The sequence below is a fragment of the Pedobacter sp. genome (genome assembly GCF_035566355.1).
In the GTDB taxonomy this organism is placed as follows: Bacteria; Bacteroidota; Bacteroidia; order Sphingobacteriales; family Sphingobacteriaceae; genus Pedobacter.
In genome coordinates, this window is sequence record NZ_DATMRL010000352.1 from 1 (window position 1) to 11420 (window position 11420).

Here is an 11420-nt window from a genome sequence, read left to right on the forward strand (position 1 = left end):
GCCGTATCACGCAGATGTGATGTCATCATTTATGCTGTAGAAGCAGAAAAAATAGCAGATGTCCTCAGTCAATACGGGGCTTCAACCAAGTTCGGCGCCATTGTCGGCGGACAGACCTCCATCAAACATCCGGAAATAGCCGCATTTGAACGGTACCTGCCCGCAGATGTAAATATTGTTACCTGTCATTCCTTGCATGGCCCCGCCTTTGATCCGGTAGGTCAAACCTTGATTGTTATTCCTCACCGTACCACTAAAGAAGCCTACCAGCGAATGACAGATCTGCTGTCTTCCCTTGGATCCGATATGGTTGAAATCCCGGATTTTCACGTTCACGACCAGATTGTGGCCGATACTCAAGCAGCGACTCATGTCGGTTTTGAAAGTATGGGCACCGCCTGGAAAGAGGCTGGTTTCTTCCCCTGGGAAAATGACTCCTACATCGGAGGCATTGATAATGTGAAAATTCTGACCACCTTAAGGATCTTTAGTTATAAAGCGCATATCTACGGTGGTTTAGCTATTCTCAATCCCTATGCCCGTCAACAAGTGAAGCGTTATGCACAGTCTGAATCCGAGCTGTTCAAACTGATGATCATGGAAGAAGAATCTCAATTCAGAACACGCTTGTATAAAGCCAGGGACTTTATCTTTCATGAAGATCAAAAGCCCTTGTTGCTGGACGATAAAGTCATGAAAGAGTTTTCGCTGGCCGGCAGCCCAGGTACAAGAAAACCCAATTCACACCTGAGCCTGCTCAGTATGGCCGATGCCTGGTACAGCCTTGGGGTAAATCCATATGATAACCTGATCTGTCAAACACCCCCCTTTAAATTGAGATTAGGTATTGTAGAATATCTTTTCAGAAATGAAGAATTGCTGGAAGAATCCATTACTGCTGCATTGTATGATAAGAAAATCCGGGCAGACGATCTGGAATTTCATTCGGCAGTAAGGGAATGGTCCTCTATTATTGGCTATGGCGATATGGAAGGGTATAAACAACATTTTGAGCAAACCAAACAGTTTTTCGGAGACAGACTTGAGCAGGGCCGGCAGCAAAGCACCGAAATGATCAGAAGGTTGAATATGGATTAATCGTCCATATTCATGCACTTATAGTCTACCCTATAATAGCTATAGCAAAAATAGGCTATAGAAAGGACTGACAGTAACAAAGAAAAAAGTAAAACCTGATGAGCAAGTATAGCCACCGTAGAGCTGGCGAACATCAACAATAGAAATTTCAGATAAATATTTTCGTTTCCCCTGACAGAAGTCAGTACCATTTCTGCCTCCGCATAACTGATCATACTTCGGTAAGCAGCTGGTCTTTTTCTGATGTCAATCTGGTTCAAAGTTAAACTACCAGAAAAGGGTGTTTGACCAGCAAGTATTCTAAATAGGGTGGTCTTTCCAGTTCCGTTTCCGCCCTTTATCCAGTAAATCCCCTGGTCAAGTTGTAGTTCCATGAAATCGAGAACGGTATAACTGCCATACCTCTTCAGGAGATTTTTAATGTTTAACGCTGTCAAATTCTTTTTTAATTTAAGACGGTCCAAACTCCGATTTGTTACCTGTTAACCGTATTTTTGCGGCAAGACCATTTTTTAATTATGCCAGCAAAGAGATTCAGAAAACATTACCGCCGCGCCAGATATGTTCTGTACCGGGAAACCTTGATTGATACTAAAGAGCATGTTCTGACTTTCCTGGGTTCTTTTACCGGAATTGCGCTGATCTGTTTGCTGAACAGCAAGTATTTTGTGGCCAGTGATAACCTCTTCCTGCTGGCCTCTTTCGGCGCATCTTCCGTATTGATTTATGGCATTATCAATAGCCCTCTTGCACAACCCAGAAATTTAATTGGAGGTCATGTTGTATGTGCCTTGGTGGGGGTTACCATACATAAATTGATCCCGGGAGAAATCTGGCTGGCCTGTGCCTTATCTGTTTCCATTTCTATCGTGTTGATGCAGGTAACTAAAACTTTGCATCCACCGGGAGGGGCCACCGCATTACTGGCCAATGTTGGCGGGAAAAAAATCCTGGACCTGGGTTATCTGTTTGTACTTACGCCGGTGCTCAGCGGTGTTTTGATCCTTTTGGCTGTGGCGTTGGTCTTCAATAATCTTCGCCACCGCAGATATCCTCATCATGGCTGGTTCAGTAAAAAAAGATAAATATACTCCAATGAAGAAACTGATTTTAAGTATCCTTCTTTTAAGTTATTCCTGCACAATATTTGCTCAGGATATGGACTATGCCAGAAAGATTGTAAAGACATTGGCTTCTCCAGCTTTTAAAGGCCGGGGATATGCGGAAAAGGGTGATCAGATCGCCTCAGCATTTATAGCCGGAGAATTTAAAAAGTCAGGCCTGCTTCCCTTAAACGAAAGCTCGTATTTTCAGGATTTTGATCTTTCTGTAAACACTTTTCCCGGCGATGTGAAGGTTGAGCTTAACGGAAAAAAATTGACAACAGGAGCAGATTATCTGGTGGAAGCTTCGAGCCCTTCTGTTCAGGGGCATTTTCAGGTGATCACAGCAGACCGGACTTCGCTGAACAGTGTAGAAAAAGTACTTGCTTTGGTAGACAAGGCAAAGGATGCCTTTATCCTGCTGAACGATCAGGTTAAGCCTTCAGAAGAAGGTTCTGAAGATCGAAAAATGATTTCTCAGGCCATAGAAGCTTTGAAATATGATGAGAACTTAAAGTTTAAAGGACTAATCATTTGTACATCTGATAAACTGACCTGGACCACTTTGTCCTTTCAAACCATACGTCCGGTCATTGTTGTGAATAAGAAAGGTCTTGATCCTAAAAGCGTCCAAAGTATAACGCTGAACATCGAAAGCCGTTTTATTCCGAAATACACCACCAGAAATGTAGTCGGAATGCTTAAAGGAACATCCGGATCTGATTCCACACTGGTGATCTCGGCCCATTTTGACCACCTGGGGCTAATGGGTAACAAGGTCTATTTTCCCGGGGCTAATGATAATGCCAGCGGAACAGCCATGTTGCTGAGTTTCGTAAAGGAGTATGCCCGGCACCCTCCAAAATACAATACCGTATTTATAGCCTTTTCCGGAGAAGAAATTGGACTTTTGGGTTCAAAAGCATTTGTTGAACACCCGCTGATCGATCTGAAGAAAATTAAATTCCTGGTAAATTTTGACCTGGCGGGAACAGGAGAGGAGGGCATTAAAGTGGTGAATGGAAGTATTTTCAAGGCTCAGTTTGACCGTTTGACGAAACTTAATCAGCTGGATCACCTGCTGCCTAAAGTAGAAATCAGAGGAGCGGCCTGTATCAGTGACCATTGCCAGTTCTATGAAAAAGGTGTTCCTTCCTTCTTTATCTATACCCAAGGGGGGATTAAAGCCTATCACGATATCTACGACCGGGCGGAAACTTTACCATTAACAGAATTCTCACATTATTTCCAGCTGATGCAAAGATTCTTTGCAGGTTTTTAAACTATCTTTGCCGCTCAAAACCAAACCACTATCATGCGTTTACGTGATCTGATTTTTTCTGCAGTTTTAGCGAGCCTCAGCATACCAGTGCTTGCACAACAGGAAAATAAAATACAGTCTAATAAAGATACCATCAATAACCTGAATGAGGTGATGGTTAAAGAAAACAGGCTTAAACTGCCTTTCTCCAAACAAAACCGGAACATTTGGATCATCGATAGCGAAAAGATCAAAAGCCTGCCTGCCAGATCGGTTAGCGAGCTCCTGAGTTATGTTTCTGGGGTTGACGTCCGTCAGCGGGGCCCAGGTGGTACACAGGCGGACATCAGCATGGATGGAGGAACCTTTGACGAGACGCTGGTCCTGATTAACGGGATTAAAGTTTCAGATCCGCAAACCGGACATAATATGATGAATCTGCCCATTACCATGGAGGATATTGATCATATTGAAGTTTTGCGTGGTTCTGCCTCCCGAATCTATGGCATCAACGCCCTCACCGGGGCCATCAATATCGTTACCCGCAGCCCTCAAAAAACAGGGGTGTCAGCCAATCTGTTTTCAGGAAGCAGTTTCAAGAAGGACGAAGTTTCAGGGAATACCTATGCTAATTATGGTATCCATGCCAGTGGAACACTGGTGCAAAAGGGGGCGAGTCATTTATTGTCTATAGCTCAGGAAGCCGGGAATGGTTATCGTTATAACACTGCTTTTAATAATCAAAAAGTGTACTATCAGGGGAAATTGCCGGTTGGAAAGACAGACGTACTGGACCTGCTGGCCGGTTATACGCACAATAATTTTGGCGCAAACGGATATTATTCTGCCCCTGGCGACAAAGAATCTGAAGAGACTGTAAAAACAGCTCTGGCTTCTGTTTCTTATACCACAAAGCTGAGTGACAACTGGACCATGGTGCCCAGGATCAGTTACCGGAACAATGTGGATGACTATCTGTACATTAAACAAACTCCAGATAAGTTCCACAACCATCACCAGACCAATGTTTTTGATGCAGAACTGAACAATACCATTCAAACCCATATTGGTACCTTTGGACTCGGACTGGAAGCCCGTACCGAGAACATCAATAGTACGAATCTGGGCAAAAGGGACCGCCGCAACGCAGGAATCTTTGGAGAATACAAATTTGAGCCTTTAGAGCGGTTGCTGATCAACGCCGGGGCATATGTTAATTACAATTCTGATTATGGCTGGCAGGCCTTTCCTGGCTTAGACGCCGGATATAATTTTTACGGTAACTGGCGGGTATTTGCGAATCTGGGTACCGGTCAGCGCCTACCTACTTACACCGACCTCTATTATAAAGGGCCTACCAACATTGGTAACGACCAGCTTCAGCCTGAAAAATCGAAATACGCAGAAGGAGGGATAAAATTTAACGATGAAAAGCTGGCCCTAAATGCCAGTTATTTTATAAGAAGAATAGATAATTTTATTGACTGGGTCAAAGCACAGCAAACGGATCCATGGCAGCCGCAGAATTTCAGTCAGGTCAATACCAAAGGCTTTACCTTGAGTGCCGATTACACGCTTAAAACGATGGAAACAGATGCGCTAAGCCGTTTTAGGTTGGGGGCTTCCTATACAAACCTTGATCCTAGTTTTAAAACTACACTTGCAACCGCTAATTTCTCCCGTTATGCACTGGAAAGTTTAAGGAACCAGCTTAGCGGAACTCTAAATGCAGAATTCTATAACCTGGTTGGGGTAACGCTTACCGCACGTTACAACCAGCGGATCAATTATAAAGATTACACGGTATTGGACACCAGGATAACGTTTAAACAAAAGCATTATAGTATTTATGCCGATGGGGCGAATCTCTTTAATGTACAGTATATAGAAGCAGGGGCTGTACCTATGCCAGGCTCTTGGTTTACTTTAGGTATAAAAGCAGGAATTTAATTCCTGCTTTTATTTTTTTAGTTCCATTTTCTTTGTGCCGGTCGCATACAATATACCGCCAAGTACATGCTTCAGGAACAGAGGATCTGTATAAGAATCTTCCATATGACCTAAACCTGTGTAAAAGGCTCTGCCGCCATCAAAATCATGGTACCAGGCAAAGGGATGAGGATCACCATTGATACCACCTGTATAGCTCTTTTCATCCAGGGTCATTAAAATATGAAGGTCAGTTTGTATTTCTTTGAAATTATACCATTCATCCTTTCTTTTCCATTCACTGGGTAAATGTCTGGTGGCAATCGTATTTGGATCAACGACGTGAAGGACAGCTTCTTGTTGCGCCGGGTGACTAACAAAATAAGCGCCAACGAGTTTTCCGTACCAGGGCCAGCCATACTCGGTATCTGAAGCGGCATGTATGCCAACAAAGCCACCTCCCTGATGTATATAATCCTCAAAAGCTTTTTGCTGCTGTTCATCCAGAACATCGCCGGTAGTGCTCAGAAAGACAACAGCGGCATATCTTTTCAAGTTTTTCAGTGTAAACTGGCTGGCATCGGTAGTCGTATCTGCAGTAAATTTATGCTCAGCTGCCAGCTTCTGCAGCGCGGGAAAACCATTGGCAATAGATTGATGATGATAGCCCGCCGTTTTTGCAAAAACGAGCAAACGTTTTTGAGCAAAAGAAGCCGTGCAGTGAAAAAACAGAAATAGGATTAAGATTCTCATAAATAAAGATGCATAAATAATTACAAAAATTAATGAATAGTGTTGAGTTTTAAAGCAAGACCTCCATAAAAATTTCTTGTTGCGGCTGTATTAAAATATCTGCCGTTTGCAGCATTCAGATCGTTGCCTAAACTATATTTCTGGTTCAGTATATTATCTGCTCCTACGAATAACTCAACCGGTACACCGGAGATGCGAAGATTTTTATAACCAACTTTAGCTTGAAGTAAGTGATAGCTTTTAGCGTAGACTGTATTGGCATCATTGAGTGGGATCGTTGACGTATAATTATGCTCGATAAACACATAAAAATCTTTTGGCAGTTGTAAGTCTGCGCTGCTCACCAGTATGTTTTGTGGCACACCCGTCAAATCATTACCTGAATAACTGGTTGTCTTATCCAGGTAATCTTTAAACTTAAACCTGCTCAGTGTATATGCTGTTTTGAGCTGCAGCCCCTTAACCCATCCATCAGAACCTGGAGAAATGATCCAGAAGGACATACTGGTTTCTAATCCCCATTGCCTGGTGCCCCCGGCATTAATAAAATATTCTGTATCGTTATTATTTAATCGCCTTACAATGGCATTCCGCAGGTTGTAAAAGAAACCGGTTACATCAGCAAAGAATCTTTTGTTCCAGCCTTCATACCTAAAACCACTTTCATAATTCCATCCGTATTCTGGTTGCAGGTCCACATTAATGCTGTTGTTTGAAGACCTTACTTCTGCAAGAGTGGGAGGAGAATAGCCTTTGCTAATGGAACTGCGCAGAGATAAATGCTGGTCGAAGAGATAAGAGAGTGCAGCCCGGGGCATGAACTGTGTGTTAAACTGATTCGTTTTTTGGCTGATTTCTATAGGAAAGCTACTTCGATAGTGGTATTTATAAAAATTTGCACTTCCTGACAGTTCCAGCAGCCATTTGTTCAGAAAATTAAAGTCCATATGTAGAAATGCAACGTTGGATATAGCTTTTAAACGATCCGCAGCCTGTAATTTACCTGGGGCTCCGGAATTATTGTCGGAGTTGTGGTAATCTGTGGAGGTTTTCATGCTTTCCAGCCCAAGGTCAAACTTCCAGTTCAGGTCTTTTAATTTTCTTTCATATTGTACATAGGTTCGCAGGCCCAGTGTAAATTCTTTTCTGTGCTCGTAATTAGTGATAAAGGGATTTTTAAAATCGGTATAAGAACTAAACAGGGAAGCTACGTGCTTAAAGCCTTTGCTGATCTGCCAGTTGTTGGATAGCCCTCCGTAAAGTGTCTTGCTATAGATGGCCGCCTGCTGATCAGCTGCGCTTTTAATCGCGCCAGCTGAAGGCCTGGATTGTTGTGGATTCTGATTGTTCTGAACCTCCGTCAAGCCTCCCGGGGTATCATAATGCAGGTCTGAGTAAAAAAATAATGCCTTGGCATTGGCAATTGCAGAGTAATCCAGCTTCTGGGATAATTGTACATATTTACGGTCCATTGAACTGTGGTTACGATAACCATCACTATGCTGATAAGCCTGAACCAGGTTAAACTGATATTTCCCCAGATTTTTCCCAAATCCCACGTTCTCCTGAAAAAGTCCAAAAGACCCACCCTGAAGTTTAAAATCCAGTGCAGTTTTTCCTCCCGTCAATTCTGCTGGGCTGATCAGAACCACTCCTCCCGAATTTGCACCGTAAAGACTGCTTTGTGGGCCCTTGAGGACCTGTATCTGGCCAATAGCATTCACGTCGAGTGCATTCAGATAGGTGTTTCCACCAGCGTCTGTTAAAGGGAAATCATCCAGGTAGATCTTTATATTCCTGATTCCAAAAGGAGAGCGGAGTAAACTGCCTCTGATAGATAAGCGGTAGCTACCCGGAGAGCGTTCTTCCATTCGGATCCCTGGTATGGTGTTCATGGAGGAGACCAAACTGGTGCCTTGTTGCCGGTTGAGTATAGTTGAGTCGAGCACAGCTATAGATCCCGTAGCCCTGAGTAGCGGTTGCGGAGAAAAATAGGGACGGATAATGACTTCTTTTAATCTTTTTGTTGAATCCTGAATAGTTTGTGTGTAACCGGAAAAAAACAGAAATAGAAAGAACAAGGTCAGGCACTTCTTCATGGCTTCAATATTAGTAAAGTTAATTCAAAAATCAGTGTACGATTTGAGCAAAATGCTATGGTGGAGGTGAGTTTTTTGGAAAATTCTGTACAGCTGCTTCAAGGCTAACGATGTAAGGGGGCTGAATTATGTCGGAAAATTCTGTGCAGCTGCTTCAAGACTAACGATATCAGGTCCGCTGAAGGAGCGGACAGATCTCTGAGGTCTTTCCGCAGTGTACGAGAATTTTCCTTAGCAAATTGCAGAGGGAGGGAGGAAACCGGGCTGGGTGCGGTTTTTTCAATAGATTTTGGTTTGCTTCTGGTTGATTGTTGATGGAATACTGGTTGCTGGTAAATAAAAATTAAACAATAAAAATATAAGGAATAAATAAGGGTTAAACAGGTAGTTTATCCCTGCTTTGTCCCTGTTTGGTCCCTGGTTAATCCCTGTTTGATCCCTGGTTGAAATAAATCAATTGTTTATTTGGACTGGACCTTGACCGGACCTCTATCTGTGCAGATCTAAGCTTTTTGTTTTTTAACTTTCCTTGTAGTTTTTTAGGCCTGGTTATGTGATGGCGGATGGAATACCCACTGGATTTATACAGGAAATCAGGCTATGCTCAAAATCCAGAAAAAAAGAAGGTGTAAGGGAGAAGGCCTTTTAAGGTTTGCGGGCTTTTTTGCCCGCCTAAGCTTAAGCAGCCTTCGAGCTTACCTTTCTTTTTTTAAAATTAACCACCCTGCCTTTCAGATAAATTTGACATCTGGTTTAAACAAAAAAAGGATGTCCCAAACGAGACATCCCTTTCCAAATAAAAGTTAACAGGAAATTATCCTAATCTGCTTTGCAAATTCTCATCAATTGCAGCAAGGAATTCTTCTGTATATAAGTAATCTTTACCATGCTCCACTTTGTTGCCATGGATACAAACAGCTAAATCTTTAGTCATTTTACCGCTTTCTACCGTTTCGATACAAACCTGCTCTAAAGTATGGCAGAATTTGATCAATTCCTGGTTGTTGTCTAATACACCACGGAATTCCAAACCTCTGGTCCATGCAAAAATAGAAGCAATAGGGTTGGTAGAAGTTGGTTTGCCAGCCTGGTGATCACGATAGTGACGCGTCACTGTACCATGAGCCGCTTCAGCTTCCATTGTTTTGCCATCCGGAGTAACCAGTACAGAAGTCATCAAACCTAATGAACCAAAACCCTGCGCAACAGTGTCCGATTGAACGTCGCCATCATAGTTTTTACAAGCCCAAACAAAATTACCATTCCACTTCAAAGCAGAAGCTACCATGTCATCGATCAAACGATGCTCATAAGTAATACCAGCCTCAGCGAATTTAGCTTTAAAGTCGTTTTCGTAGATCTCTTCAAAGATATCTTTGAAACGGCCATCATATTTTTTAAGAATGGTGTTTTTTGTAGATAAGTACAGAGGCCATTTTTTGCTTAAAGCCTGGTTAAAACAAGCATTAGCAAAACCACGGATACTCTCATCTGTATTGTACATGGCCAAAGCAACACCATCACCTTTAAAGTTGTAAACGTCAAAAGACTGAACCTCACCACCATCTTCAGGAGTGAAAGTTAACGTCAGTTTACCTTTTCCTTTAGTTACTAAATCTGTAGCACGGTACTGATCACCAAAAGCATGACGGCCAATGCAGATCGGAGCTGTCCAGTTTGGAACCAAACGAGGAACATTGCTCATTACAATTGGTTCACGGAAAACAGTACCATCAAGGATATTACGGATGGTTCCGTTAGGTGATTTCCACATTTGTTTTAAATTAAATTCTTTAACGCGCTGCTCATCAGGAGTGATGGTCGCACATTTAATCCCTACACCATATTTTTTAATGGCCTCAGCGGCGTCGATCGTTACCTGGTCATCAGTTTCATCACGATACTCAATACCCAGATCATAATATTTAATATCAAGATCTAAATAAGGAAGGATCAGTTTGTCTTTGATGAATTTCCAAATGATGCGGGTCATCTCGTCACCATCTAACTCTACAACGGGCTGGGTTACTTTAATTTTTTGTACAGACATATTATGGATTCAATTTTAATTGATTATAAAAAAACAAAGATATAAATTTTGAGTTTATAGCCTCGGTTTCCGGCAAATTCCGAAAACAATTAAAGATTTAATAACGTTATTATGATATAAAATTAAGCGTCATGAGTACAAACAACAACAACACCGGCGGAAATCAAAAGTCGAATGGCAGATTACATGGTTTTGAATTGGGGGAGACCAGAGATTTCAAGAATCTCTCTTACGATGAAGAGAAGAACAGTTTTGAGTACGATGTAAAAGGGAACGACAAAGAATATGATCACCCTTTACCCTACGATACAACGGCTGCCAATGGAGGCGATGAGAATTCAGATTACGATGAAGCCAATCCGTATATAGGAGACGAATATGCGAAGCCTGCAGATAAAGCAGAACAAGGTTTAGTCGACCTGGGAATGCATGTAGATAATGGCAGTATTGTAGAAGTAGAGCCAGAAGATGAATTCCTTGCCAGAACACCGGAAGATGATCGCCCGGATCTGGATGAAGAGGGTTATCCAATCAATGATGCACCCCCTAAAAAATAAAACTAGATAATATCGAGATTAAAACGTTTACGCATTTCTTCCAGCTGAGGATTCTTCTGTGCCAGGTATTGATATTTTTCAATACTGGTATAAAGCCTGTTTTTGAGCTGGACCTCAATTTTTTTGGTTTTGATTTGTATGCTGAAGTTTTTAAGCTGTGACCTTAAAAAATTAAGAAAATAGACCATTTCTTCGTGGAGCAGGCCTTCCTGTATTTTGTTTTCTATTAATACAGTGATCTCATGATGCTCCAGTATCGGTTCGTTACTGGTCAATAATGTAAATATATTGATCTTGCCTTCCTCTTTGGCTTTATGTGCATAACTGTTCCATAGAGACATCAGCTGCTCAAAGCTGAAAGGATCTTTATCATGGCCATCTATATATTTTGGTTCATTGCTTTCTGCTTCCGAGGCCAGGCTTTCCAGCGAGGTTAAAGATGGAATCAGGGTGCCACCTGTTTTATTGACTAAAGGCTGCGGTTTTAAAACAATTTTATCTGTTTGAGTAACTTGCCTGGCCGGCTGAGCAGGGCTGCTGGCCTGTACTTGCGGCGCAGGGACAGGTTTT

The 11420-nt window shown here is 42.2% G+C and carries 9 protein-coding genes and 1 pseudogene; 5 read left to right on the forward strand and 5 right to left on the reverse strand.

Annotated elements, in window-relative coordinates:
• A partial coding sequence (locus tag VNZ46_RS13530; RefSeq protein ID WP_325560623.1) for a prephenate dehydrogenase occupies positions 1 to 1098 on the forward strand: 1098 nt, incomplete at its 5' end.
• Here the strand turns inward: VNZ46_RS13530 and VNZ46_RS13535 are convergent.
• Positions 1095 to 1472, reverse strand: coding sequence for an ATP-binding cassette domain-containing protein (locus VNZ46_RS13535; RefSeq protein ID WP_325560624.1), 378 nt, complete (start codon positions 1470 to 1472; stop codon positions 1095 to 1097). The two genes, VNZ46_RS13530 and VNZ46_RS13535, sit on opposite strands and share 4 nt — an antisense overlap.
• Before the next feature lie 144 nt (positions 1473 to 1616).
• Here VNZ46_RS13535 and VNZ46_RS13540 point away from each other — a divergent pair, with 144 nt between their 5' ends.
• From VNZ46_RS13540 to VNZ46_RS13550, 3 genes are read left to right on the forward strand one after another with little or no spacing between them, the layout of a single operon-like run.
• Complete coding sequence (locus VNZ46_RS13540) at positions 1617 to 2183, forward strand: HPP family protein (protein WP_325560625.1); 567 nt, start codon at positions 1617 to 1619, stop codon at positions 2181 to 2183.
• 10 nt (positions 2184 to 2193) lie between these two features.
• Positions 2194 to 3483, forward strand: a complete 1290-nt coding sequence (locus tag VNZ46_RS13545; RefSeq protein ID WP_325560626.1) for a M28 family metallopeptidase — start codon at positions 2194 to 2196, stop codon at positions 3481 to 3483.
• Positions 3484 to 3516: 33 nt separating this feature from the next.
• Positions 3517 to 5412 (forward strand): TonB-dependent receptor plug domain-containing protein, encoded by a 1896-nt coding sequence (locus VNZ46_RS13550; RefSeq protein ID WP_325560627.1) that lies wholly within the window; start codon positions 3517 to 3519, stop codon positions 5410 to 5412.
• A gap of 9 nt (positions 5413 to 5421) precedes the next feature.
• Here VNZ46_RS13550 and VNZ46_RS13555 read toward each other — a convergent pair whose 3' ends face one another.
• From VNZ46_RS13555 to VNZ46_RS13565, 3 genes are all read right to left on the reverse strand, one after another.
• The gene (locus VNZ46_RS13555; RefSeq protein WP_325560628.1) at positions 5422 to 6144 is read right to left on the reverse strand and encodes a ThuA domain-containing protein; all 723 of its coding nucleotides are present in this window, start codon (positions 6142 to 6144) and stop codon (positions 5422 to 5424) included.
• Positions 6145 to 6173: 29 nt separating this feature from the next.
• Positions 6174 to 8243: a TonB-dependent receptor gene (locus VNZ46_RS13560; RefSeq protein ID WP_325560629.1), complete on the reverse strand. Its 2070-nt coding sequence runs from the start codon at positions 8241 to 8243 to the stop codon at positions 6174 to 6176.
• Positions 8244 to 9057: 814 nt separating this feature from the next.
• The gene (locus VNZ46_RS13565; RefSeq protein ID WP_133778870.1) at positions 9058 to 10293 is read right to left on the reverse strand and encodes an NADP-dependent isocitrate dehydrogenase; all 1236 of its coding nucleotides are present in this window, start codon (positions 10291 to 10293) and stop codon (positions 9058 to 9060) included.
• A gap of 131 nt (positions 10294 to 10424) precedes the next feature.
• Here VNZ46_RS13565 and VNZ46_RS13570 point away from each other — a divergent pair, with 131 nt between their 5' ends.
• Positions 10425 to 10850 carry a hypothetical protein gene (locus VNZ46_RS13570; protein ID WP_325560630.1) on the forward strand — a complete coding sequence of 142 codons (426 nt, stop codon included), beginning with the start codon at positions 10425 to 10427 and terminating at the stop codon, positions 10848 to 10850.
• Between the two features lie 2 nt (positions 10851 to 10852).
• Here the strand turns inward: VNZ46_RS13570 and VNZ46_RS13575 are convergent.
• Positions 10853 to 11420, reverse strand: a pseudogene (locus VNZ46_RS13575) (DNA polymerase III subunit gamma/tau); the annotation flags it as partial.